Source organism: Bacillus sp. FSL R5-0709, from assembly GCF_038004785.1.
In the GTDB taxonomy this organism is placed as follows: Bacteria; Bacillota; Bacilli; order Bacillales; family Bacillaceae_G; genus Bacillus_A; species Bacillus_A mycoides.
Genome location: NZ_JBBORT010000001.1, coordinates 4,861,554 through 4,886,017 on the forward strand (window position 1 = coordinate 4,861,554; position 24,464 = coordinate 4,886,017).

Below are 24,464 nucleotides of genomic sequence, written 5' to 3' on the forward strand. Positions count from 1 at the left end.
TCCTTGGGGGATTATATTAAAGGGTAATACCCTTTGTTAATTGTTTTGCTGCACCTTCATCTGTAATTAGAATTGAAGTGTGCCCTTGCTTTATTACAGCCTGTATTGCTTTTGCTTTTGAAGAACCTCCAGCGACTGCGACAACGTGAGATACATGTTGTAAATCTTCAAGTTGCATACCAACTGTTCTTACTTTATGAACAACATTTCCTTGTTCATTAAAGTAGTAACCGAAAGCTTCGCCAACTGCTTCGCTTGCCTGAATCTTTAACCAATCTGCTTCTGAAGTATTTCTGCGACGTGCCATTGTTAACGCATCACCAATTCCATGAATGACGATATTGGAAGATCGAATCAACTCAAGAACTTCTTTCACGGAGGGCTCGGTTACAATAGACGCATATGCTTCGCTACTAACGTGATCTGGAACATACAATAAGCGATAATTACTCATCGTATTTTGTGCCATTTTGGCGCAAATGGTATTGGCTTCTAACTCGACACCTTCTCCAATTCCACCACGTGCTGGGACAAATAGCATATGTAAATCTTTGCAATCAAGTTGCATCATGTCCGCAGCAGCAGCTAGCGTAGTTCCTCCAGCCACAGCAACGATATTATTCACTGTCAGACGGTCTTTTATACAAGTCACACAAGCACGGCCCATCTCCAGTTTGACCCAAGGTGATTCATCACTATCACCAGGGACAACGAAAACTTCATCCAAGTCTAATGTTTCCTTAAGTTGTTTTTCTAAAACCTTTAACCCGGAAATTTCTTTCATAAAGTCTTCCAAAGCAAGAACTAAAGCTGTTCCTTCTTCTGTCAAAGTCATTCCAGAAGAAGCGACGTGAACTAAGTTTTGTTCTTTCAAAACTTGAACTTCACTTCGCAATACTCGTTCTGTCATACCGAGACTTGCAGATAAGTTTCTTCTTCCAATCGGCTGCATAAGCCTAATGTACTGAAGCACTTGCATTCTCGTTTGCATAACAGGTAGCAGATCAGGTAATAATTTTTTTGTGTTCTGAATCCATGAGCGCATATCTTTTCTCCTCACTACATCGGTTCATTTCCCTTCGTGGTCATTTTATGTCCCATAGTGACATTTTGTGTCCCACTTAGGTTAAAAAAATAATCCCTGCTACGTGTATTATTGTAACAGGAGACAGAAACTTATTCAACTCTTAACTGCATTGTTTATATAGTTTATTATGACACCTTTGTGAATGTTACCATATTCTACTTGTCTTCCGCCTATTTCTACAACAGGAATCATTAGATGGTATTTCTCTAAAAGGTCATTATCTTCATATATATCTATTTCCTCAATTTGAAAAGAATATTCATATTGTACTTCTTTTAAAACTTGTTTCGCCTTCACGCAAAGACCACAATCTTTTTTTGTATATAGTACAACCTTCATCTTCTTCACCTATCCAATTGTTTTTCTTAGAGACGAAGCAGGAATATGCATTTGTTCTCTATACTTCGCAACCGTTCTTCGAGAAATAACGATTTCATGCTCTTCTTCTAATAATTTTGAAATCTTTTGATCCGAAAGTGGCTTTTTCTTATTTTCTGCTCCAACAAGCGTTTGAATGAATTGTTTCACACGCTTTGTAGAAACCGCCTCATCTTCCGTCGTAGAAATAGAATTACTAAAGAATGATTTCATCTCAAATAAACCGTACGGCGTTTGCACATATTTATTACGCGTTGCACGACTAATTGTAGACTCATGCACACCTAACTCTTCCGCCACCTCTTTTAATGCAAGTGGTTTTAAATACTCTGGACCTCCCCAGAAGAAATCATGCTGTTTTTCCATAATAATATTCATCACTTGTAAGAGTGTTTGTTTTCTCTGTTTCAAACTGCGCATAATCCATTGCACATGCTGATACTTCTCCGATACGTAAGAAGCCACTTCACTTTCACTATTATTTAGTAACGCACTATACTCAGAGTGAATTTCAATTCTTGGCATATTTCTCTCATTCATCTGTAAAACGAGATGATCGCCATCTTTTTTTACCGCCATATCAGGCACAATATAAAGTGGTTTATCAGAAGAAAATGCAAGACCTGGTTTCGGCTGCAATGATGTAATACAGTTCACCGCATCCTGTAATTCCTCGTTGGTACACTTCAACACTTGAACGAGCTTTCGCCAATCTTTCTTAACGAAATAATTAAAATGATCATCTATAATTTCTTCCGCTAACCCATTTCTTCTTTGTAAGCGCTTCAATTGGATTGATAGACATTCCTGAATATTACGCGCACCTACCCCTGCTGGCTCTAACGATTGAACAAGCTCCACGGAACAGTCCACTACATCAATTGGCGCAGAAAGAAGCTCTGATAACTCTTCATTTGTTTCTTGTAAATAACCATTTCCATCCATGTTCATAATAATGAAAGAAGCTGCTTTTCGCTCTTCTTCATCTATTTTATAATACTGTAGTTGATTTAATAAATGTTGCTGAATCGTTGTAGAATCCACACTGTAGATTTCCATTTGATTCTCGACTTGTTTGCGGGTACTTTTACTTGTGTTAGAGCTCTTTTTCTTCTCCCTCTCAAAACCACCTAACTCAATAAGGGGATTCTCTAACGATTGCTCATACAAAAACTCCGATAATTCTTGTACATTATACTGGAGCATTGTAATCGCTTGCCTTAACTCTTGTGTCATTGCCAAACGTAAGCTTTGTTCTTGTAAAAGACTTGCCTTCAAACTAATCTCCCCCTTGTTTCTATTGTACAATAAGTTTGGTAAAAGGAGAATCCTATCGCAGACACCCATTCCAAAATATTATTAATTTATATGTATTAATGAGATTTACATCTTACAACCTAAATTTGAATAATATTGAAAGAAAATAATAACGCATAAAAGTTATTACCACATACTAATAGTAAATCTTATTATCAGATATAACAAGTGATAATAAAAAAAGGTCTGAACTTATACTTGTAAGTTCAGACCTTTTTTTACAATGGCGAGTACATATCGAATATTACACGTTTCTTCACCATTGTCGCATTTTCATTTGATAGATTAATTCCGTTCGTATCCTCTACGAGTACCACACGCACCAAATTCACAGCGTTGCGATTTGCTATAAAGATACTTTCTTGTTTATCTGCTTTGTGTAATTTTCGAATTGTGACTTGGATTACCTCTGAGTTATTTTTCCAGGGTCTATTCTTACAAGTGAACAACATTTATGACATGTACTTTTTACTTAACTGCAATAAATACCTAGCGATGCCGTTATCTTATAAACTTCATTGAAATTTTCATCTTCCATGAAGCCCTCCATGATTTCAGGTATTCCTTTTGCATACGCAACTAACATTTCGAATGCATCATCTTTCGTTATCTTGTGACGAGTCACACTACTGTTATGATGTTCCATCGTTACATAATAGACCTTTTCTCCGCACTCCTCTTCTTCAATACATGTAAGAAACGATTTTATTTCAAATAGCTTGCGAGAACCTTTTTTCATTCTTCTTCTCCTTCATAACGGTCAAGAAAGTCCGATAATGCCAACGAAAGATGATCACTTTTATTAAACTTCAGCTTACTGGCAAAGACGGCTAGCCTGTCCCTATTGCTTTGTGAATCACTACTATCTTACGTTTCATATCTTCGTTCAGCAACTTAACAATACGCTTGTGCAATATATCTCGTTACAATTTCTTTTAGTGCTAAAATCTGTTCTGATTTGAATTGCATTTCACTCTTTAATTCTTTTCATAACGAAAAACCCCCTATACACGATTATTTCTAATCACATACAAGGGGTTTCTTTAGATTTACTATTAATTTTCAACACGTTCTTCACGCTATTATGTGCTATTTACTCAATACTTTTAAATAGAACACATCACAACAACAATACATAACGCGCCCAGAGGGATTCGAACCCCCGGCAGACGTGGTACCGGAAACCACCGCTCTATCCGACTGAGCTATGGGCGCATGATTATTACGATAATATCAACGGTTTGCCTCCGTCTTCTTCCGACTTGTTCTTACCGAAAGTTAAACGTAGGATACGAACACCAACACGTAGACGTTCGCTTCTTTACATATGGATATTATATCCTGACGCTAACCTAATACGCAAGCATAAAAACTTCTTCTACACTAGCTTTAGTGCGCAGTTTTCCTTCTTTCGTTCCCCCTTAATCTACTTAAATCGAAATAGAACGCATATAGGCTCATACTTCATCATATTAAATCTAATCGTCTAGAATTGCATCTCTCGGCATCGTACTTTTCGCATATAGTCTATAAAAAAAAGACAGGCGAAGTGATGCCCGCCCATCTCCGCACTATTTTATATATTTTGATCGCAGGCTAAATATATCTTCCCCTTCACGAATGCCTGCCGATCCCTTCCTCACATTTTTTACGACAGTCCAATTCGGGTTAGTTTCATCACCGATGTTCTGTACTGTAAAGTTGCCGTCACCATATTCTCGGTGACCTTCTGCCAATTTCTCCGTTAAATCATTCTCTTTTGATCTCACCATCTTTGCGCCATCTCCCTTTTTATACAACCCTCTTAAACTGTCCAACCGATCACACGTTCAGTCAATTGGAGATCCTCGTTTTCCGCTTCGATTAATTTTAACACACTGTCGGGGGTAAGTTCCGATAACGGCTGCCCAATCGCATTAGAAACGTTATTTTCTTTGATAGTAGAAACTCGGCGAGGATTGGGTAAAAGACAATTCGCTGGGCTGCGTCAGGACTTCGCGAGAGATCAACCCCCTGATTCAAAAATCACAAATACTATCTCTAAGGGACTCCTGCGACGGCTCAGCGGGGTGGCTTGGAGGGTTCGGAAAATTTTCGTTTGGGTTGGCTTGTGGTGAATAGCGTATTCATTTTGATGAATGACGAATACAACATAAATGACTTTTGTTACTTTCGACTTTCTCTTCTAAACGTTGATTTAAAAGAATTCGCAAGACTTTCGATGAACAAAACAATTCGTAAATGTTTTATGCATTAAAAGAAACGTTGATTTAATAACGTTCTTCTTTCGTGAATGACTTCGATTGAACGAATAAGATAATGAAGATATTATTTTTTTAAAACTGAACACATCCTTTTTTTTACTATACAAGAAAATTTTATTTTAAATTAAAAATAACTACAAGAATAGAAATATATATTTTATTGATATGTTTTTTGTGAATAATTAGAAATTTAACCTCGTGTAATTTTCAGTTACTTTTTAATCTTCAACAGGTAACATACCTACATCATGAATTACATATTATCCTCTTCCATCTTATAAAGCGCCACTATAACACAGAATTCATTGACGCTTGAATCAAAGCTTTAACTTCAAAAACCTAAATTTTCCAATCATAAATTCACCCCAACTCACAAATTATAATCTTTGAATTGATATTCCAAAGGGGGCTTCATTCAATGACTGTAATTACAAAACTAAAGCAAACTGTTTCTGGATTAAAAAGTGCACAAGCTAGCTTAGAGGGATTCGCTCTTGATACGGATAACCAACAAGCAAAGCAACTTTTCCAAACAGCTGCGCAGCAAACACAAACAATTATCGATTCTTTAAACCCGCGTGTTGAAGAAGTCCAGCAAGAAGAACCACAATACACACAGCAATAACCAAAAGTGCCATTTCATCTAATGGTACACAATTTGAGAAAAAGGATGATATGCAATCATCCTTTTTTCTCAAATTACATAATGCAATAGAAATGGAATGATTATAATGCGAAAACTTGGAATCATAACCGCGTTATTTATGCTCCTATTCGGTTCACTTACCGGATGTGATAATAGCCCGTTAGATAAAAAAGTAAAGAAAGAAGAAGCTAAGCGGGCAGATGAGAAAAAGGGCCCTAAATTAACAAAAATGAGTACAGAATCCTTTAATCAATCTATATCGCAAGACGCTAAGAAAAAAGCTCTTGCTATGGAGGGAATTATAGAAGCTACCGCAGTTAATACAAATTTAGATCTTTACATAGCCGTTAAACCTGAACACCACGAAAGATTTGGTTTAAAACCTTTACGAAGTAAATTAAAAAAGAAGCTAAGTGATGAAAACCCTACTTTCGATATTCGTGTAAGTACAGACAAAAAGATTTTTATGCTCATAGAAGAACTTGAAAACAAAATTAAGAAAAAGAAAGTGAGTAAGGATGACATTAAAGAACAGTTAAAACTCATTCAATCAGAAATGGGATCTAATATTTAAGCTTTCTAAAAGAGAAGGAAGGATTCAAATGTCTAGTAAAGATAAAAATTTAACACCTGTGCAACAAGAATATAAAAAATTCGAACAACAGCGCGAACCGAAGCGCCCCGTTTTAAAAAATTGTATGAAAGCTTTTTTCGTCGGGGGATTAATTTGTCTAATAGGCCAACTGATTTCCACCTTTTATATTACGTACTTTGATTTCACTGAAAGATCTGCCGGGAACCCTACCGTTGCAACTCTTATTTTTATCTCCATGCTACTGACGGGATTTGGCGTCTACGATCGCCTCGGACAATTTGCTGGTGCTGGTACCGCAGTTCCCGTTACTGGATTTGGTAACTCTGTTATTGCCGCATGTATTGAACACCGTACAGAAGGGTTCGTTCTCGGCGTTGGTGGTAACATGTTTAAACTAGCAGGATCGGTCATCTTATTTGGCGTATTTTCAGCTTTTGTCATCGCTCTTATTAAAACGATTCTCTTTCAATGGGGAGGGCTGTAAATGTTACAAGGACACCGAACATGGGTATTCGAAAACAAACCAGTTATCATCTCAACAGGTGTAGTCGGTGGCCCATTTGAGGCAAATGGAAAAATTCCTGAAGACTTCGATACCCTGCATGAAGATTTATGGCTCGGACAAGATTCTTACGAAAAGGCGCATAAAATTTTATTTGAAGAAGCTTGTAGCCGCGCTACCGAAAAGGCAAAGCTCCGTAAAGACGATATTCAATTCGTACTCGCAGGGGATTTAATTAACCAAATAACTCCAACGAGCTTTGCATGCCGCACACTCGGAACACCTTATCTCGGTTTATTCGGCGCCTGTTCTACCTCTATGGAAGGCTTAGCACTCGGTGCAAGTATCGTAAATGCAAAAGGTGCAAAGTATTTATTAACTGGGGCATCAAGTCATAACGCTGCGGTAGAAAAACAATTCCGCTATCCAACTGAATATGGTGGTCAAAAACCTCCTACGGCTCAGTGGACAGTGACCGGTGCAGGCGCGGCTATTTTAAGCGACACTGGATATGGTCCACAAGTAACATCGGCCACCATTGGACGAGTTATTGATATGGGACTAACAGATCCTTTTAATATGGGTGGTGCGATGGCCCCAGCTGCTGTCGATACGATTGAAGCTCATTTACGCGAACGACAAATTGACGCCTCTTATTACGACTTAATCGTAACAGGTGACCTTGGACATGTCGGTCGCGAAATCGCTTACGACCTACTACATAAACATGGAACAAAGGTAAAGAGCGAGCAATTTCAAGATTGCGGAATCATCATTTATAGAGAAGGTCAACCTGTCATAGCTGGTGGAAGTGGTCCAGGCTGTTCAGCAACAGTCGTATACGGACATTTATTAAACCGAATGAAAAGAGGAGAATTCAAAAAAATACTTGTCGTTGCGACAGGCGCTTTACTATCTCCACTTACATTCCAACAAGAAGAAACGATTCCGTGTATCGCTCACGCTGTTTCGATTGAATTTGGAGGTGCAACGCAATGATTTTTTTCTGGGCTTTCGTCATTGGTGGACTCATATGCGTAATCGGACAGCTTATGTTTGATGTCGGCAAACTAACCCCCGCTCATACGATGGCAACACTCGTTGTTGCTGGAGCTATATTAGATGGATTCAATCTGTATGAACCATTAATCGACTTTGCAGGCGCTGGGGCAACTGTACCTATTACAAGTTTCGGTAATGCCCTCGTTCATGGCGCGATGGAGGAAGCAGCCAAACATGGCATCGTCGGCGTTATTACCGGCATGTTTAAAGTAACGAGTGCTGGTGTATCAGCTGCCATTATTTTCGGCTTCATTGGAGCATTGCTATTCAAACCGAAAGGATAAGGTGTTCGTATGACAGTTATCGCTAGCGTTAAAACCTGCCTTGCCAGTGTAAGGGGCGCTCAAGCAAGTTTAAGCTCCCTTTCACTAAATTCACAGGACGCGGAATCAAAACGTGTATTTCATGAATGTATGTTAGAAATGGACAGCATCATCACCGATTTACAGAATAGAGTTTCAGTATTAGAACGTGAAGAACCTCAATATAAAGGGTTTTAAGTAGACTGGAGGAAATGACTATGTCTCACCTGCCGGAATGGACACTTGTCATTCTTCGCTCTGTATTCATATTAATTATTTTATTCGCTATTACGAAATGGTTAGGAAAAAGACAAATCTCTCAGCTCTCCTTTTTTGAATACATAGCCGGAATGACAATCGGTGACATCGCTGCCCAAGTATCTACAGGGCTTGATTCAAAATTTTTCCACGGCGTCTTTGCGATACTCATTTTCGCTGTGGTACCTTTTTTCACTGGAATCCTCTCTTTAAAGAACAAAACAGCTCGAGATTTTTTTGAAGGAAAATCTACCGTATTAATAAAAGACGGCAAAATACTTGAAGATAATTTAAAGAAAGAAAAGTATACAAGTGATGAATTACTTGAGCTTCTCAGAGGAAAAAATGCGTTCAGCGTAGCTGATGTTGAATTTGCTGTACTAGAACCGAGCGGTGAATTAAATGTATTATTAAAGAAAGATCGCCAACCACTTACAGCAAAAGATATCAGCTTAAAAGTGCCAAACGAAAAAGAACCGCAAACTGTTATTATGGATGGAAATGTACTAGATGAACCTCTTTCTGCTAGCGGACATAATCGCGCTTGGTTACATTCTGAGCTAGAAAAACTCGGTGTTGTCATTGAAAATGTCTTTCTTGGTCAAGTTGATTCATACGGACAACTTACTATCGACATCTATAATGATAAACTCCAAATGCCTTCTCCTCAAAACAAGCCTTTATTATTAGCATCCTTAAAGAAATGCAATGCTGATCTTGAATTATTCTCTTTAGAAACGAAATCAAAATCAGCGAGTGATATGTATAGTAAAAACGCAAAACAAATCGAGAAAATCTTAAATAAAGTAACCTATCTGTTAAAAGAATAAAAAATGAAAGAACGCTTCTATACAAAAGGCGTTCTTTTGCCTTTTCCACACCATTAATCACGTTTAAATTTATGTAATTCGGTTATGATGTTGAAGATACATAAGCAGGGAATTTTAAAAACATAGCGAATAAATCATGATACAACTACATATTTTTTGATTTAAAGTGGTTTCGTTTGACCTTCATTGACCATAATTGTATTATAAGACTAAGAAAGCTTTTAAAGGAGGAAATAACAGATGAATTTAATTCCTACAGTAATTGAACAAACAAATCGTGGAGAACGCGCTTACGATATTTACTCTCGACTATTAAAGGATCGCATCATTATGCTTGGTAGCGCAATTGATGACAATGTAGCAAACTCAATCGTTTCCCAGCTTTTATTCTTGGAATCTCAAGATCCAGAAAAAGATATTCACATTTACATCAACAGCCCTGGTGGTTCTATCACAGCTGGTATGGCAATTTACGATACAATGCAGTTTATTAAACCACAAGTATCAACAATCTGTATCGGTATGGCTGCATCTATGGGTGCATTCTTACTTGCAGCAGGTGAAAAAGGAAAACGTTTCGCTCTTCCTAACAGTGAAGTAATGATTCACCAACCACTTGGCGGTGCACAAGGTCAAGCGACTGAAATCGAAATCGCTGCAAAACGTATCCTATTCTTACGTGAAAAATTAAACCAAATTCTTGCTGACCGCACAGGTCAACCACTTGAAGTTCTACAACGCGACACAGACCGCGACAACTTCATGACAGCAGAAAGAGCTCTAGAATACGGCTTAATCGATAAGATCTTTACAAATCGTTAATAACTAAAAGCGGAAGCGCCCTACTACAGGGCGCTTTTTTATTATGTACAAGAGTATCACATACCCCACCTAGTATCTAATCCAATATATCGGTGATTTTTCAATTTTATCGACCACAACTTATCGACTTACCGACAATTTCCGACAAGCGCGAACCAGCTATATACCCACCGATCATTCGTTACCACACCAACCACGCACCCCACAAACAGAAAAATAAAAAAAGCTATCGCACATTCGCGATAACCCTTTATTGTACATATGCAGTTAATGCTTCCAAAGCCTCTTCTGCATCTGAACCTTCTGTTGTGATTGTAATCATGCTACCAGTTCCGATTGCTAAGCTCATAATCCCCATTATGCTCTTTGCATTCACTGTCTTTCCATCTTTCTCGATGAAGATATCCGCATGAAAGCGATTTGCCTCTTGTACAAACAACGCAGCCGGACGTGCTTGTAAGCCGTTTTTTAATGCCACTTTAACCAGTTTTTGAACCACAGCTCCATTTCCCCTTTAACCTTTTATTTTTTTGCTACTGTTTCCCCCGCGCGTAATTTCTCTGCAATTTCATCGATTTTACGCAAACGATGATTAATACCCGATTTACTAATTTTCCCCCCGGATACCATCTCACCTAACTCTTTCAATGTTACATCTTGATAATCTCTTCGTAACTGTGCAATTTCTCTTAATTTATCTGGCAAAATATCAAGCCCAACCGTCTCATCAATATAGCGGATGTTCTCAATTTGCCTTAGCGCTGCACCAATTGTTTTATTTAAATTAGCTGTTTCGCAGTTAACTAAACGATTTACTGAATTACGCATATCGCGAACAATTCGAATATCTTCAAATCTTAAAAGTGCATTATGGGCACCTATAATATTTAAAAACTCTGTAATTTTTTCAGCTTCTTTCAAATACGTAATGTACCCTTTTCTTCTTTCCAACGTCTTACTATTTAAATCAAATCCGTTCATCAGTTCACATATAGAATCATTATGTTCCTTATATAACGAAAAGATCTCTAAATGATAAGATGATGTTTCTGGGTTATTTACTGAACCACCTGCTAAAAATGCACCGCGTAAATACGATCGTTTACAACATTTCTTCTCGATTAATTCCTGCGATATATTTCGAATAAACGAAAAGTCATCTCGAACAATGTGAAGATCTGCTAATATTTCGCGAGACTTCTCAACAAGCCGCACGATATATACATTATTTTTCTTCAATCGCATTTTTTTACGAACAAGTAATTCTACCGTCACATCATATCCTTTTTTCAAAAGCGTATAAATCCTTCTTGCAATTGCTGCATTTTCCGTTTGAATATCGATAGATAGGCGACGGTTTGAAAAAGAAAGCGATCCGTTCATTCGAAGCAACGCCGATAATTCTGATTTCTCGCAGCATTCCTTCATTTCAAGGTTGGTCAACTCTTTCTTTGTTTCTGATGCAAATGACACAGTCAACACCTCCTTATACTATTACTTTGGAACAAAAATCTTGTCCTATATGAATGAGGAGCGTTACCTCAAATGAGGCAACGCACATTTATAACAATGAATATAAAATAGAAGCTAACTTTAATGTATCATGTCTTACAACACGATCATCATATTTCGCTAATCTATCTTGAATGATTTCGATATTATGTTCAGCAAAACGATTTGTATCCAGTGCAACTGGTTCCGACATCTCTTCCTCATATAACTTACGTAATTCACGAGGAATATCACGATTATTTACAATCGCAGTGTCGATAAATGGTTTACCTAAATGATCATGTAACGCCTGCACATGATCAAATGCAGTATAACCCTTCGTTTCGCCCGCTTGCGTCATAACATTACATACATATACCTTCTTCGCTTTTGCAGCAAGAACAGCGTCTCCAATTTTGTTAACAACTAAATTCGGTAATATACTTGTGTACAGACTTCCTGGACCGAAAACAAGCAAATCAGCTCGTTTAATTTCCGTCAACGTTTCACATAACGGTTCTACATCTTCTGGAGTTAAAAAGACACGATTAATCTTCTTCCCGAAATGAGGAATCTTTGATTCACCTGTTACAATTTCTCCATCTTCTAATTCTGCATGAAGTACCGCACTTTGATTCGCTGCTGGTAATACACGTCCTCTGACATTTAATACTTTACTCGTTTCCGTAATCGCGTGGTAAAAGTCTCCTGTAATCGAAGTCATACCTGCCAATAGTAAATTTCCTAACGCATGCCCTTTCAGTCCGTCTCCAGTTGTAAAACGGTGCTGAAATAAAGCCTCCACTAATGGTTCTACATCCGATAACGCAACAAGTACGTTACGAATATCACCTGGAGGTGGAATTTCTAGCTCATCACGTAGTCTACCTGAACTGCCTCCATCGTCGGCTACTGTTACAACTGCTGTAATATCAACAGGATATTGTTTTAATCCCCTTAATAAAACAGAAAGTCCAGTTCCACCTCCCATGATAACAATTTTAGGTTTTCTCTCTTTTTTCATCCCTTAATGGCCCTTTCTCTTCTCCACATCACGATGAGATACATGAACGCTATACTCTGGTTTCAAATGTTTCCCAAGGTACTCTGTAAGCGTAACAGAACGATGTTGCCCACCTGTACATCCAATCGCAATTACAAGTTGACTCTTACCTTCTCTTTTATAATGAGGCAGCATGAAAGTGATAAGATCCGTCAATTTCTCTAAAAACTTATGTGTTTCATTAAATTTCAACACATACGACGAAACTTCTTCATCCAGTCCTGTTAATGGCTTCATATGTGGAATATAATATGGATTTGGTAAAAAACGAACATCAAATACTAAATCAGCATCAATTGGAATTCCGTACTTAAATCCAAATGACATAACATTTACACGAAATGCTTGCTCAGTTTCTGTTGAGAATAAGTGAACAATTTTTTCTCGTAATTCTTTCGGTTTCAAATCAGATGTATCAAGCACAATATTCGCTCTTGCCTTCATATCAGTTAATAAACCACGCTCAGCTTCAATTCCCTTTAACGGCAAGCCAGTTGGCGCAAGTGGATGCGAACGTCTCGTTTCTTTATAACGAGTTACAAGTGTGCTATCTTTCGCATCTAAAAATAAAATATGAGGAATAATCCATGTACGTTCTGATAAATCATCAAGCGCTCCCCATAAATATTCAAAAAACTCTCGGCCACGTAAATCAATACCGAGTGCCACTTTATTCATTTTACCTTTTGAATCTGCCATAAGTTCAATAAACTTCGGCAATAACATCGGTGGTAAATTATCTACACAAAAATATCCTAAATCTTCGAAACTTTGTAACGCTACCGTCTTTCCAGCTCCAGACATCCCTGTAATAATTACCATTTTTATATCATTATTCTCTGTCATCGTATCCTCTCCTTGCAGGTTTAACTCGGATCTAATCGATATGAAAGCAACTCAAAATCTGGGGTATATACAAATGTACCGTAGATTATACCATTCCCTTTAATTAAATAATCAATAATGTGATAATCTCCTGGTGCCATTGCTAAATCATCAATTTTATCAAATGTATGCCAACCAATGATGCCTTCTTCGCTCTCTAATTTGTTTTCTCCTGCAAAATCTGTTGCTAAAAAGGAGAACATCATCCATTCAGAAACAACTTTATCACCTTCTTGGATGACAAAAGTGAAGACCCCTTTTAATGCTGGATTCTTTAAATAAATACCTGTTTCTTCACGATACTCGCGAACAACGGTATCTCTTACTGTCTCACCACGCTCCATTTTCCCGCCCGGTGCAACCCACCAATTTCGGCGAGGTTTTTGGAGTAAGAGTACTTCATTATCTCTAATTAACACACAGTTTGTCACTCTTTGCATGTTTCTTCACCTCAGCTACTTGCAGCAAAATTTCTCACTGCATACTCATTTCATTATACTATCAAAAACAGTTTGCTACAACGAAGGTGCCAGTCCCCTTTCGCTAAGCAATTGTAAAAATTCTTTCTATAACAAGCAATCAAAATACCTTACTTCCTATGAATAGCACATAAAAATCCCCTTAACGATTTTTATCGTTAAGGGGATTAAAACACTTATTTCTTACCGAAATAAGTAACAACCGCAAATCCTAAAATAAAAGTAATAATTGAACTTACAATTGAAATGCCACCAGTCGGAATGCCAGGGAACACAATGACAATCGACCCGATAACGAGCCCAATAATTGCCGCAAATGTCATACTTTTATAACGATTTAACAAATAACTAATTCCTTTACTACTTACAACAAATCCGGCCATCACGCCGGCACCGATAACCACGATTAACGGTAAATTGAGTGTAGTTAAAGCGTTAATTGCTGTTGGATACACACCAATAATTAATAAAATAAACGATCCACTAATTCCAGGAAGAAGCATAGCCATACTAGCCATCCATCCTGCGAAAAATAAACCAATTGCATTTAAAATTGTTAACGTCGTAATTGGATCCGCTGCCTTATCTGGTTTAAAGAATGCTGTTATTGCAACAAGAATTGCTGCAATTATTAATAAGGCAATATGACTACCTTTAAACGTTGCCTTTGCATCAGCTTCTCTCATTAACATCGGTAATATACTAATAATTAAACCGAGGAAGAAAAATTGAGTCGGTTCATAATGATTTGCTAATAAATATTTAATAACGTGACTTAACGTTAGAAAAGCCGCAGCTACACCAGCTGCAAGTGGGATTAAAAACGCTAAATGTTTTTTCCATTCACGACTAAAGAATCCGCTAATTGCTGCGAGCAATTGTTCATAAATCCCTAACACAACAGCGATTGTTCCGCCGCTCACACCAGGAATTAAATCACTAACGCCCATACAAAATCCACGATATATATTACGCCATTCCATACTGAATAAATTCCTCATTTCTTATAGTGATTTTTTCCGTAAAGTCCAGTATATCAATAAGAAATCTTATAATCCTAATTGTTTTTGACAAAACTTTGACATTTTCACAAAAAAAAGAAAGCTCCTATCGGTAGCTTTCTTCTCAAAAGGTATATTACCCCTTATTTTTCTGTTACAGTTTTTAATTCTTCTACTAACTCTTCTATATAATGCTGTGCACTCTGCGCTGCAATACTACCATCACCTGTTGCAGTTACAATTTGACGAAGCATTTTTTCACGAACATCACCAGCTGCGAAAATACCAGGAACTTTCGTTTCCATACGCTCGTTCGTTTCAACATAACCATTTTCATTTGTAATACCTAGCTCAACAAACGGTTTTGATAGTGGTAACATACCGATGTATATGAAAACGCCGTCAGTTTTAACTTCTTGTTCTTCTCCGCTGTTTACATCTACAAGTGTTACGCTTCCTACTTTACCATTTGCGTCGTTAATTTCTTTTATAGTGTGATTCCAAATGAAATCTACTTTCTCATTTTGGAAAGCACGATCTTGTAAAATTTTCTGTGCACGAAGAGTGTCACGACGGTGAACGATCGTTACTTTTGATGCGAAGCGTGTTAAGAACACACCCTCTTCAACAGCAGAATCTCCGCCGCCAATAACAACAAGTTCTTTCCCTTTAAAGAATGCACCATCACATACTGCACAATACGATACACCGCGGCCACCAAGTTCTGTTTCACCTGGCACGCCAATTTTTTTATACTCTGCACCGCTTGCAACGATAATTGCACGTGCTTTATATTCTTTTTTACCAGCAATAATTGTTTTGTACTCTTTACCATCGATGATTGCTTTTACATCACCGTATGCATATTCAGCACCAAATTTCTTCGCATGCTCAAACATTTTATTTGATAAGTCTGGTCCTAAAATAGACTCATAACCTGGATAGTTCTCTACATCTTCTGTATTTGCCATTTGTCCACCTGGAATACCACGCTCAAGCATCAGTGTGCTTAAATTCGCACGAGATGTATATACCGCAGCTGTCATACCAGCTGGTCCTGCACCAATAATAATGACATCATAAATTTTTTCTTCTGACACACTATTCACTCCCATTCATTCATACACATTAAGTTACCCTCATTATACTGTTAGCATCATTTTTTTCCCAATGATTTGCCTACCCTACGTGTGCGTGCGCTTAACAGCCTGCACATACTTTCGTACAGTCGCTACAGATACATTATATACATCACCAAGCTCTGCCTGTGTCATCTTATTTCTTTGTTCGCCGCGCACAATGTATTCAATTGCCGCTGACCAACCGTACACATTTGTAAAAGTCGCTCCAGATGTATATAAACGTATGAACGTGCAAAACCAAAAATTTAAACACTCTTCGATTAATTCATCATCTTTTTTCGTATAATTGTATAATGCATCCGCGATTCGTACGCACTGTTCAAATTGCTGTAAATCAGCTGGGATGCTTTTATGACTATTAAGTAAAAAGAAATATTTTGCAAGTTGCGATACGATTGGAACACCATTTTTCGCTTGCGTTACATCAAAGAAGAATCCAACCTTCTCTGGTGTTGACAATTCATTCATTAAATATAAAGCTAGCATTTTCTCTTCTAGCGTCGTACTTTGCTGAAATGATTTTCGTAACTCTTCAAATAAAAGATTTTGTCCTTCATCTGCTAAATTCAGTGCATTCCACGGTTCTTTTCCTTTTTTATCAGGATGCAATTCTACAACATGTTGCCACATTTTTTCAGCTACTTGCTGTTCCTTCACCATATACGCAGAGTATGCAAACCAGTAATAAAAACTGACGTCTCCTTCGTACCCTTGACGCTTTAATACTTTGAACCATTTATATGCAGGTTCAAAATGACCAATTGTTGCAAGCGTTGTTCCAAGTTTCAAACGATGCTCAAATGAAATTGGATATACCGAAACTAACTGCCCCGCTAATGACTCTACTTGCTTATGCTCTCCAATTGAATATAGAAAAATAAGCGTATTACAAAGCGCATGCATATTACCAGGATTTTTCTCTAAAATCATTTCTGTTAACTTAAGCGCTTGATCTACATTACCTGATTGAAAATGTGCAATCGCTAAATTATTATGTCCTGACCAAAATTCTGGATATTCTTTCGTAACAACTTCTAGTGTAGCAATCGCCTCTTCTAATTGTCCGTTACGAATGTAGCGGTTCGCTTCTTCTTGCATAACAATTAGCTCATCTTCATCCTCAATCTCTTCCGCACCCATTGCATCTTCTTCCATAATCTCAAGCAATTCTAATGTATCTTCTACAAATTCCTTCTCTTCCGCAACTTCTAAATATCGCTCTGCATACTTCTTCGCCTGTTGAAACAAGCCCATATATGCATAATTATTTGAAATAAAATAATAGCATTGCTCAAGTTCAGGATTGGATCTAACAAGCTTTAGAAATATCTGATTCGACTCTTGATATTCACCAGATTCAGATAATGCTATTGCTAGTTGGCATAAAATAAACGGCTCCTTCTCGCTTTGTGCTGCTCTTCGAAAATATTTAATTGCATCTTGCAATTTTTGCCCTTTATAAGCCCTCATCCCTTTTTTATAAAAGAAGTCCGCTAACTGATTAAAAGAGATAACTTGTCCGTTCTCCTTATATATTCTTTGATTTTTCCCCATATATCCTCCAGTTTTTTGTTTTCTTCGTTCACACATTCTTCTATCTATAAGTATAAACGATTCCGTAAAAAACAAAACAGTATATTATAATCAATTATTTCCTTTTTATTCATAAAAAGAGAAGGGAAATGTTACATTTTTAACATCAACCTTCTCTAGTGGCCATTTCCTCTTTCGTATAAATAATACGCATCGGATTTCCGCCTACGAAAGCGCCGCCTGGTACATCTTTATGGACAAGTGTGCCTGCAGAAACGATAGCTCCATCTCCAATTGTCACACCTGGTAAAATTGTCGTATTCGCTCCAATCATAACTTCATTCCCTATGACGATTTCTCCAAGTCGATACTCACGAATTAAATATTCATGCGCTAAAAGCGTTGTATTATAGCCGATAATTGAATTTTCTCCCACAGTAATCTTTTCTGGAAACATAATATCTGGCATTACCATAAGTGCAAACGACGTTTTCTTTCCTACTTCCATCCGTAAAAACGTGCGATATAACCAATTCTTTACGGATAAAAATGGCGTGTAACGTGCGATTTGGATGATAATAAAATTTTTCATTACCTTCCAAAAAGAAACTGTTTTATACACATTCCACAATGAATTTTCTCCTGAAACAGGATAGCGCGTTGTCCGTCGCACTGAACTCTCTCCTCTACTTATATAAAAGTGACACTTTAACCGGCAGGAATCTTACTACCCGTTAATGCGGGACAAAATCGGTAGTAAATCACTCATTTTATCTAGCACATAATCTGGTTTATACGCTTCTAAATACGCTCTACCTTTCAATGTCCATGAAACCGCTACTGTTTTCGTACCTGCATTTTGTCCACCGACGATATCATGATGATTATCACCAACCATCAATGTTTCTTCTGGCTTTGCATCTAATAATTTCAATGCTTTTTGAAGTGGTTCTGGATGTGGTTTCACATGTTCCACATCATCAATCGTCACGACAACATCAAAAAACTGATCAAGTTTCGAAAGCTTTAATCCCATTTCAACCGTCTGTCTCGCTTTCGTTGTAACGATGCCGATCTTATAACCTTGCTTCTTCAATTCTTGAACCGTTTCATATACAGTTTCATACTCTTCCACTAATTCATCATGATGCTCATGATTAAATTGACGATAACATGTAATCATCTCTTCAACCTTACTTGCATCAATTTTACTAAAAGTATCATGCAAAGATGGACCGATAAATGGCAATACATCTTCACGCTTATACTGATTAGAATAATAGTGATTTAACGTATGTAAAAAAGAAGAGATAATAAGTTCATTTGTATTAATTAACGTTCCATCTAAATCAAATAACACTGTATTTATTTTCATCGTCCTTAATCCTTTCATTACCTGAATATGAAAGAAGCAGCATCTTCTATAAGATGCTACTTTTCTCTAATTTTCTAAATATCTTTTATCAGCTTGCCCCATTTTTCGTCTCACAATAATGAAAATGATAGAAATAACAACAATTCCAATAGACATTACTTGTGCAATACGAAGTGGTCCTAACATTAAACTATCTGTACGCAAACCTTCTACGAAGAAGCGTCCCACTGAATACCAAATTAAATATGTGAAGAATAATTCACCACGGCGTAAATTCACTTTTCGTAACGCGAGTAGTAAAATAACACCTGCAAAGTTCCATAATGATTCATATAAAAACGTTGGGTGATAATACACACCATCAATGTACATTTGATTAATAATGAAATCTGGTAAATGAAGACCTTCTAAAAACTGTCTCGTTACTTCATCACCATGCGCCTCTTGGTTCATAAAGTTTCCCCATCGGCCAATTGCTTGTCCTAGTAAAATACTCGGCGCAGCAATATCCGCTAACTTCCAGAATGAAAGCCCGCGTCGTTTCGCAAAAAGGATTCCTGTAATAACAGCCCCGATTAAACCACCATGAATCGCCAAACCACCTTGACGAATATTAATAATTTGACTCGGATTTTGCGAATAATATTCCCATTCAAAAATGACATAATACATTCTCGCAAAAAGAATGGCAATTGGTACTGCGATTAATACAAGGTCGATAAATGTATCTTTGTGAATACCAAGCCTTTCTCCCTCGCGAGTTGCTAGCCAAAGACCTAATAGCACACCTGTACCGATAATAACCCCATACCAATAAACAGGGAACGGCCCAAGTTGGACTGCAATACGGTCAAGCTGTGGTACAGAACCTAACAGCATATATATGACCTCCCTCTCCAGAGTCTACTCTTGATTTCCTAACTCAATCGCACTCATTAATCGTTCAGAGAACTGTTGTGCCGCATTGACTCCCATACGTTTTAATCTGAAGTTCATCGCTGCTACTTCAATAATAACAGCCAAGTTTCGACCAGGACGAACTGGAAGTGTAATCTTCGTAAGTTCTGTATCAATAATCTTCATCTTCTCTTCATCAAGACCTAAGCGATCATAATTTTTCTTTTGATCCCAAATTTCAAGATTAATAACAAGTGTAATACGTTTATAATTTCGTACTGCCCCTGCACCGAATAACGTCATTACGTTAATGATACCTAGACCACGAATTTCTAATAAGTGCTCAATTAAATCAGGTGAGCTCCCTACTAATGTATCTTCATCTTCTTGACGAATTTCTACGCTATCATCCGCAACAAGGCGGTGACCACGCTTTACAAGTTCAAGCGCTGTCTCACTTTTCCCGACACCACTTTGACCTGTAATTAAAACACCAACACCATAAATATCTACTAGCACACCATGAACAGCTGTTGTTGGCGCTAACTTACCTTCTAAATAGTTTGTTAAACGACTTGATAATCTCGTCGTCGTTTGAGCAGAACGTAATAAAGGCACGCCTGATTCACGTGATGCTTGTAATAACTCATCCGGTACATCTTGATTACGAGTTACAATAATACAAGGCGTCTCCTCAGTACAAAGCGCTTTCATTCTCTCTTGCTTTTGCTCTGTCGTTAACGTATCAAAGAACGTAAGCTCCGTTTTCCCAAGAAGCTGCACGCGATCAGCTGGATAATATGTGAAAAATCCTGCCATTTCAATTCCAGGTCGCGATAAATCACTCGTATCAATCGGACGATGAATCCCTTCTTCACCACTTACTAACTCCAATTGAAATTGTTCAATTAAATCTTTTGTCCTTACTTTCGGCATATGTATAAACCTCCACTCCGCTGCGGGTTCAGTCTCATTTGATGTAAAATTCCATTCTATCGGATATTGTACCATTTTTTTCTGGAAACAAGAAACTCGGTTTCTAATAAATAGAAAAAAACATTTCATATGAATCATGAAATGTTTTTCTTTTTGTCATTTTCTCTTTTTTTCATGTAACGGTTCAACAATTACTTTTTCAATTATCATATTAAAAATAGAAATACAAATTGCCGCAACAATCGCTACACCAAATCCAGATATATTAAAGGCGTCCCCTAATAACGAATCCGTCATCTTTAACGTAATCGCATTAATAACAATTAAGAAGAAACCGAAAGTTACAAGAGTAATCGGTAGCGTAATTAAAATTAAAAGCGGCTTTACAAATACGTTTAAAATCGCCAATATAATACTCGCAATAATTGCAGTTTGTATATTTGCTATGTAAAATGCGTCTGGTGCAACCCCTTTTAAAAGTCCGGATACAGCGATTAACACAACGCTATTTACAAGAAGTGATACAATCCATCTCATTTCCTTACACATCCTTTTAACATATATATTTCATCATACGCTAATAGATAATAAACGCAAGTAACATGCAAACACTTATACCAATTTATTCTATTCTTTATACTTGTATACCTACTAACATTCTTACCAGTTTCCCTTAGTGAAATAAAAACCGAGTGCAATTCCCACTCGGTTTTTATTAACAACTTATTGTGATAACTCTACTTCTTTTATTTTCTCTTTCATTCTTGCTTTATCACGATCTAAAATCTCTTTTAAATACTTACCTGTATAAGAGCGCTCTTCTTTCACCACTTGCTCTGGCGTTCCCGAAGCAACAATTTGTCCGCCTTTGTCTCCGCCTTCTGGTCCAAGGTCAATAATATAATCAGCTGTTTTAATAACATCTAAATTATGCTCAATTACAAGTACCGTCTCACCACTCTCAACAAGACGTTGCAACACTTCTAGAAGGCGTGCAATATCATGTGCATGTAAGCCAGTCGTTGGCTCATCTAAAATGTATAACGTACGCCCTGTAGAACGACGATGTAATTCAGAAGCTAATTTCACACGCTGCGCCTCACCACCTGATAACGTCGTAGCTGGTTGTCCTAATTTCATATAACCAAGCCCTACATCTACAAGCGTTTGAAGTTTACGCTTAATTTTCGGGATATTAGCAAAGAACTCTACCCCATCTTCAATTGTCATCCCTAACACTTCAGAAATATTCTTATCTTTATATTTCACTTCTAACGTTTCACGGTTGTAACGTTTACCGTGACAAACTTCACATGGAACATACACGTCTGGTAAGAAATGCATTTCAATTTTAATAATTCCATCACCGCGGCACGCTTCACAACGGCCGCCTTTTACGTTAAAGCTGAAACGTCCTTTTTGATACCCACGTACTTTCGCTTCATTCGTATGCGCAAATACATCACGAATATCATCAAATACGCCAGTGTATGTCGCCGGATTTGAACGTGGTGTACGCCCGATTGGTGATTGATCAATATCAATAACTTTATCTAACTGCTCAAGACCTTTAATTTCTTTATGAGCCCCTGGCTTTGCTTTCGCTTTATATAGCTTTTGAGCTAATGATTTGTATAGTACTTCATTAATTATCGTACTTTTTCCAGAGCCAGATACGCCTGTTACTGCTACAAATGTTCCTAGGGGGAATGACATTTTCGCATTCTTTAAGTTATTTTCTTTCGCACCGACAATCTCCACTTTACGTCCGTCACCTTTACGTCTTTCAAGTGGTACCGGAATAAACTCTTTACCGCTTAAATATTTCCCAGTTAATGAATTCTCGTCTTGCATAACTTCAGCTGGTGTACCTGCTGATACAACTTGACCACCATGAATACCTGCACCAGGTCCGATATCAAGTAAATAATCAGCAGCCATCATTGTATCTTCATCATGCTCAACAACAATTAACGTATTTCCTAAATCACGCATTTCCTGCAATGTACGAATAAGACGATCATTATCACGCTGATGCAAACCGATAGAAGGCTCATCAAGAATGTAAAGTACGCCAGTAAGGCGAGAACCAATTTGTGTCGCTAAACGAATACGCTGCGCCTCACCACCTGATAAAGTTCCTGCGGCACGACTTAACGTTAAATAATCTAAACCGACGTTCACTAAGAACCCGACACGTTCCTGAATTTCTCTTAAAATTAAATGAGCAATTTTTTGTTGTTTCTCCGTTAACTCAACAGTTGAGAAGAACTCCTGTACTTCTTGAACAGAATATTTCGTTACATCGGCAATCGTTTTATCACCAACGAAAACAGCTAAACTCTCAGGCTTTAAGCGTCCACCTTTACACTTCGGACAAGCTTGCTCTGCCATATATTTCTCCATTTGCTCACGAATATAATCAGAACTCGTCTCACGATAACGACGCTCAATATTCGGAATAACACCTTCAAATAAAATCTCATTTTCCTTTACTTGACCAAATTCATTCACATAGCGGAAATAAAGCTTCTCTTCCCCGCTTCCGTACAGCACTTTATCAAATAAATCCTTCGGTATATCTTTCACCGGCATATCCATATCGATGCCGTAATGATTACACACGGATTTTAATAATTGCGGGTAATATTGTGAACTTGTCGGTTCCCAGGGAGCAATCGCATGTTCATTTAATGATACATCCCAGTTCGGAATAACAAGTTCTAAATCTACCTCTAACTTCGATCCAAGTCCATCACAAGAAGGACACGCGCCGAACGGACTATTAAACGAGAACATACGCGGCTCTAATTCTCCGATTGAAAAACCACAATGTGGACAAGCATGATGTTCACTAAATAGAAGTTCTTCCTCTCCCATTACATCGATTAAAACTCGGCCCCCGCCAAGCTTTAAAGCACTTTCTAGTGAATCTGCAAGTCGGCTTGCAATTCCTTCTTTCACAACAATACGGTCAATAACAACTTCAATTGAATGCTTCTTATTTTTTTCTAAAGTAATCTCTTCCGATACATCCAGCATCTCTCCATCAACGCGCACACGAACATAACCTTGCTTCTTAATATCTTCTAATACTTTCGCATGCGCACCTTTACGCCCTGACACGATAGGCGCTAGCACTTGCAACTTCGTACGTTCAGGATATTCAAGAACACGGTCTACCATCTGTTCCACTGTTTGTGATGTAATTTCAATTCCATGATTCGGACAAATCGGCGTACCAATTCGTGCAAATAATAAACGTAAATAATCATAAATCTCCGTTACCGTTCCAACTGTTGAACGAGGATTACGACTCGTCGTTTTTTGATCAATTGAAATCGCTGGAGATAAACCTTCAATCATATCAACATCCGGCTTATCCATTTGCCCTAAAAACTGGCGCGCATACGCAGATAAAGATTCCACGTATCTACGCTGCCCTTCTGCATAAATCGTATCGAATGCTAACGATGATTTCCCCGAACCAGACAATCCCGTCACAACAACAAGCTGATTTCTCGGAATGGTTACGTCAATATTTTTTAAATTATGCGCTCTAGCACCTTTTACAACAATAAAATCTTTACTCACTCTTT

Annotated in this window: 27 protein-coding genes and 1 tRNA gene; 8 read left to right on the forward strand and 20 right to left on the reverse strand. The window is 37.7% G+C overall.

What is annotated here, in order from left to right:
• Window positions 1-16: 16 nt before the first annotated feature.
• The 6 genes from cggR to MKX37_RS25150 form a co-directional block, all read right to left on the reverse strand.
• Complete coding sequence (cggR, locus tag MKX37_RS25125; RefSeq protein WP_002089545.1) at window positions 17-1,045, reverse strand: gapA transcriptional regulator CggR; 1,029 nt, start codon at window positions 1,043-1,045, stop codon at window positions 17-19.
• 135 nt (window positions 1,046-1,180) lie between these two features.
• Entirely contained in the window at window positions 1,181-1,426 is a 246-nt protein-coding gene (locus MKX37_RS25130) for a glutaredoxin family protein (protein WP_002089547.1), read from the reverse strand.
• 9 nt (window positions 1,427-1,435) lie between these two features.
• A complete protein-coding gene (gene rpoN, locus MKX37_RS25135) occupies window positions 1,436-2,743 on the reverse strand; it encodes an RNA polymerase factor sigma-54 (RefSeq protein WP_002129881.1) in 1,308 nt (435 codons plus the stop codon).
• Between the two features lie 511 nt (window positions 2,744-3,254).
• Window positions 3,255-3,521, reverse strand: coding sequence for a hypothetical protein (locus MKX37_RS25140; RefSeq protein WP_016121040.1), 267 nt, complete (start codon window positions 3,519-3,521; stop codon window positions 3,255-3,257).
• Between the two features lie 400 nt (window positions 3,522-3,921).
• A tRNA-Arg gene (locus MKX37_RS25145) sits at window positions 3,922-3,997 on the reverse strand.
• A 356-nt stretch (window positions 3,998-4,353) separates the two neighbouring features.
• Window positions 4,354-4,554: a hypothetical protein gene (locus MKX37_RS25150; RefSeq protein WP_002129884.1), complete on the reverse strand. Its 201-nt coding sequence runs from the start codon at window positions 4,552-4,554 to the stop codon at window positions 4,354-4,356.
• 910 nt (window positions 4,555-5,464) lie between these two features.
• Here MKX37_RS25150 and MKX37_RS25155 point away from each other — a divergent pair.
• From MKX37_RS25155 to clpP, 8 genes are all read left to right on the forward strand, one after another.
• On the forward strand, window positions 5,465-5,671 hold the full coding sequence (locus tag MKX37_RS25155) for a DUF1657 domain-containing protein (protein ID WP_000216167.1): 207 nt from the start codon (window positions 5,465-5,467) through the stop codon (window positions 5,669-5,671).
• 106 nt (window positions 5,672-5,777) lie between these two features.
• Entirely contained in the window at window positions 5,778-6,266 is a 489-nt protein-coding gene (locus tag MKX37_RS25160; RefSeq protein ID WP_002167400.1) for a YhcN/YlaJ family sporulation lipoprotein, read from the forward strand.
• Window positions 6,267-6,294: 28 nt separating this feature from the next.
• On the forward strand, window positions 6,295-6,771 hold the full coding sequence (gene spoVAC / locus MKX37_RS25165; protein WP_002129887.1) for a stage V sporulation protein AC: 477 nt from the start codon (window positions 6,295-6,297) through the stop codon (window positions 6,769-6,771).
• The gene (spoVAD, locus tag MKX37_RS25170) at window positions 6,772-7,788 is read left to right on the forward strand and encodes a stage V sporulation protein AD (protein WP_000938981.1); all 1,017 of its coding nucleotides are present in this window, start codon (window positions 6,772-6,774) and stop codon (window positions 7,786-7,788) included.
• Entirely contained in the window at window positions 7,785-8,135 is a 351-nt protein-coding gene (gene spoVAE / locus MKX37_RS25175; protein ID WP_000575919.1) for a stage V sporulation protein AE, read from the forward strand. The genes spoVAD and spoVAE overlap by 4 nt, the downstream gene beginning before the upstream one ends.
• A gap of 9 nt (window positions 8,136-8,144) precedes the next feature.
• Entirely contained in the window at window positions 8,145-8,351 is a 207-nt protein-coding gene (locus MKX37_RS25180) for a DUF1657 domain-containing protein (RefSeq protein ID WP_002034728.1), read from the forward strand.
• Between the two features lie 20 nt (window positions 8,352-8,371).
• A complete protein-coding gene (locus tag MKX37_RS25185) occupies window positions 8,372-9,241 on the forward strand; it encodes a DUF421 domain-containing protein (RefSeq protein WP_002016080.1) in 870 nt (289 codons plus the stop codon).
• 240 nt (window positions 9,242-9,481) lie between these two features.
• Complete coding sequence (gene clpP / locus MKX37_RS25190; protein WP_001049156.1) at window positions 9,482-10,063, forward strand: ATP-dependent Clp endopeptidase proteolytic subunit ClpP; 582 nt, start codon at window positions 9,482-9,484, stop codon at window positions 10,061-10,063.
• 250 nt (window positions 10,064-10,313) lie between these two features.
• Here clpP and MKX37_RS25195 read toward each other — a convergent pair whose 3' ends face one another.
• From MKX37_RS25195 to uvrA, 14 genes are all read right to left on the reverse strand, one after another.
• Window positions 10,314-10,562: an HPr family phosphocarrier protein gene (locus MKX37_RS25195; protein WP_002016081.1), complete on the reverse strand. Its 249-nt coding sequence runs from the start codon at window positions 10,560-10,562 to the stop codon at window positions 10,314-10,316.
• Window positions 10,563-10,585: 23 nt separating this feature from the next.
• Window positions 10,586-11,536, reverse strand: coding sequence for a DNA-binding protein WhiA (gene whiA, locus MKX37_RS25200; RefSeq protein ID WP_002016082.1), 951 nt, complete (start codon window positions 11,534-11,536; stop codon window positions 10,586-10,588).
• A gap of 88 nt (window positions 11,537-11,624) precedes the next feature.
• Window positions 11,625-12,578 (reverse strand): gluconeogenesis factor YvcK family protein, encoded by a 954-nt coding sequence (locus tag MKX37_RS25205; protein ID WP_002016083.1) that lies wholly within the window; start codon window positions 12,576-12,578, stop codon window positions 11,625-11,627.
• 3 nt (window positions 12,579-12,581) lie between these two features.
• Window positions 12,582-13,463, reverse strand: a complete 882-nt coding sequence (gene rapZ, locus MKX37_RS25210; RefSeq protein ID WP_002016084.1) for an RNase adapter RapZ — start codon at window positions 13,461-13,463, stop codon at window positions 12,582-12,584.
• A 20-nt stretch (window positions 13,464-13,483) separates the two neighbouring features.
• Window positions 13,484-13,942 carry an NUDIX hydrolase gene (locus MKX37_RS25215; protein ID WP_002124062.1) on the reverse strand — a complete coding sequence of 153 codons (459 nt, stop codon included), beginning with the start codon at window positions 13,940-13,942 and terminating at the stop codon, window positions 13,484-13,486.
• Window positions 13,943-14,157: 215 nt separating this feature from the next.
• Complete coding sequence (locus tag MKX37_RS25220; RefSeq protein WP_078421833.1) at window positions 14,158-14,964, reverse strand: DUF368 domain-containing protein; 807 nt, start codon at window positions 14,962-14,964, stop codon at window positions 14,158-14,160.
• 161 nt (window positions 14,965-15,125) lie between these two features.
• A complete protein-coding gene (gene trxB, locus MKX37_RS25225) occupies window positions 15,126-16,082 on the reverse strand; it encodes a thioredoxin-disulfide reductase (protein ID WP_002089563.1) in 957 nt (318 codons plus the stop codon).
• A gap of 84 nt (window positions 16,083-16,166) precedes the next feature.
• A complete protein-coding gene (locus tag MKX37_RS25230) occupies window positions 16,167-17,678 on the reverse strand; it encodes a tetratricopeptide repeat protein (protein WP_002129890.1) in 1,512 nt (503 codons plus the stop codon).
• A 145-nt stretch (window positions 17,679-17,823) separates the two neighbouring features.
• On the reverse strand, window positions 17,824-18,330 hold the full coding sequence (locus MKX37_RS25235; protein WP_002129892.1) for an acyltransferase: 507 nt from the start codon (window positions 18,328-18,330) through the stop codon (window positions 17,824-17,826).
• Between the two features lie 54 nt (window positions 18,331-18,384).
• Window positions 18,385-19,032: a pyrophosphatase PpaX gene (gene ppaX, locus MKX37_RS25240; RefSeq protein WP_002089567.1), complete on the reverse strand. Its 648-nt coding sequence runs from the start codon at window positions 19,030-19,032 to the stop codon at window positions 18,385-18,387.
• A 66-nt stretch (window positions 19,033-19,098) separates the two neighbouring features.
• On the reverse strand, window positions 19,099-19,911 hold the full coding sequence (gene lgt / locus MKX37_RS25245) for a prolipoprotein diacylglyceryl transferase (RefSeq protein WP_002034719.1): 813 nt from the start codon (window positions 19,909-19,911) through the stop codon (window positions 19,099-19,101).
• A 24-nt stretch (window positions 19,912-19,935) separates the two neighbouring features.
• The gene (gene hprK / locus MKX37_RS25250; RefSeq protein WP_002016091.1) at window positions 19,936-20,865 is read right to left on the reverse strand and encodes an HPr(Ser) kinase/phosphatase; all 930 of its coding nucleotides are present in this window, start codon (window positions 20,863-20,865) and stop codon (window positions 19,936-19,938) included.
• Between the two features lie 156 nt (window positions 20,866-21,021).
• Window positions 21,022-21,402, reverse strand: coding sequence for a phage holin family protein (locus MKX37_RS25255; protein ID WP_002089574.1), 381 nt, complete (start codon window positions 21,400-21,402; stop codon window positions 21,022-21,024).
• Window positions 21,403-21,588: 186 nt separating this feature from the next.
• Complete coding sequence (gene uvrA, locus MKX37_RS25260) at window positions 21,589-24,459, reverse strand: excinuclease ABC subunit UvrA (RefSeq protein WP_002016096.1); 2,871 nt, start codon at window positions 24,457-24,459, stop codon at window positions 21,589-21,591.
• Window positions 24,460-24,464: the final 5 nt, after the last annotated feature.

Bases quoted from the DNA above. Each gene is read 5' to 3' on its own strand.
- cggR (WP_002089545.1), bottom strand. From the start codon at position 1,045: ATGCGCTCATGGATTCAGAACACAAAAAAATTATTACCTGATCTGCTA.
- MKX37_RS25130 (WP_002089547.1), bottom strand. From the start codon at position 1,426: ATGAAGGTTGTACTATATACAAAAAAAGATTGTGGTCTTTGCGTGAAG.
- MKX37_RS25140 (WP_016121040.1), bottom strand. From the start codon at position 3,521: ATGAAAAAAGGTTCTCGCAAGCTATTTGAAATAAAATCGTTTCTTACA.
- MKX37_RS25150 (WP_002129884.1), bottom strand. From the start codon at position 4,554: ATGGTGAGATCAAAAGAGAATGATTTAACGGAGAAATTGGCAGAAGGT.
- MKX37_RS25155 (WP_000216167.1), top strand. From the start codon at position 5,465: ATGACTGTAATTACAAAACTAAAGCAAACTGTTTCTGGATTAAAAAGT.
- MKX37_RS25160 (WP_002167400.1), top strand. From the start codon at position 5,778: ATGCGAAAACTTGGAATCATAACCGCGTTATTTATGCTCCTATTCGGT.
- spoVAC (WP_002129887.1), top strand. From the start codon at position 6,295: ATGTCTAGTAAAGATAAAAATTTAACACCTGTGCAACAAGAATATAAA.
- spoVAD (WP_000938981.1), top strand. From the start codon at position 6,772: ATGTTACAAGGACACCGAACATGGGTATTCGAAAACAAACCAGTTATC.
- spoVAE (WP_000575919.1), top strand. From the start codon at position 7,785: ATGATTTTTTTCTGGGCTTTCGTCATTGGTGGACTCATATGCGTAATC.
- MKX37_RS25180 (WP_002034728.1), top strand. From the start codon at position 8,145: ATGACAGTTATCGCTAGCGTTAAAACCTGCCTTGCCAGTGTAAGGGGC.
- MKX37_RS25185 (WP_002016080.1), top strand. From the start codon at position 8,372: ATGTCTCACCTGCCGGAATGGACACTTGTCATTCTTCGCTCTGTATTC.
- clpP (WP_001049156.1), top strand. From the start codon at position 9,482: ATGAATTTAATTCCTACAGTAATTGAACAAACAAATCGTGGAGAACGC.
- MKX37_RS25205 (WP_002016083.1), bottom strand. From the start codon at position 12,578: ATGAAAAAAGAGAGAAAACCTAAAATTGTTATCATGGGAGGTGGAACT.
- rapZ (WP_002016084.1), bottom strand. From the start codon at position 13,463: ATGACAGAGAATAATGATATAAAAATGGTAATTATTACAGGGATGTCT.
- MKX37_RS25215 (WP_002124062.1), bottom strand. From the start codon at position 13,942: ATGCAAAGAGTGACAAACTGTGTGTTAATTAGAGATAATGAAGTACTC.
- MKX37_RS25220 (WP_078421833.1), bottom strand. From the start codon at position 14,964: ATGGAATGGCGTAATATATATCGTGGATTTTGTATGGGCGTTAGTGAT.
- MKX37_RS25230 (WP_002129890.1), bottom strand. From the start codon at position 17,678: ATGGGGAAAAATCAAAGAATATATAAGGAGAACGGACAAGTTATCTCT.
- ppaX (WP_002089567.1), bottom strand. From the start codon at position 19,032: ATGAAAATAAATACAGTGTTATTTGATTTAGATGGAACGTTAATTAAT.
- lgt (WP_002034719.1), bottom strand. From the start codon at position 19,911: ATGCTGTTAGGTTCTGTACCACAGCTTGACCGTATTGCAGTCCAACTT.
- hprK (WP_002016091.1), bottom strand. From the start codon at position 20,865: ATGCCGAAAGTAAGGACAAAAGATTTAATTGAACAATTTCAATTGGAG.
- MKX37_RS25255 (WP_002089574.1), bottom strand. From the start codon at position 21,402: ATGAGATGGATTGTATCACTTCTTGTAAATAGCGTTGTGTTAATCGCT.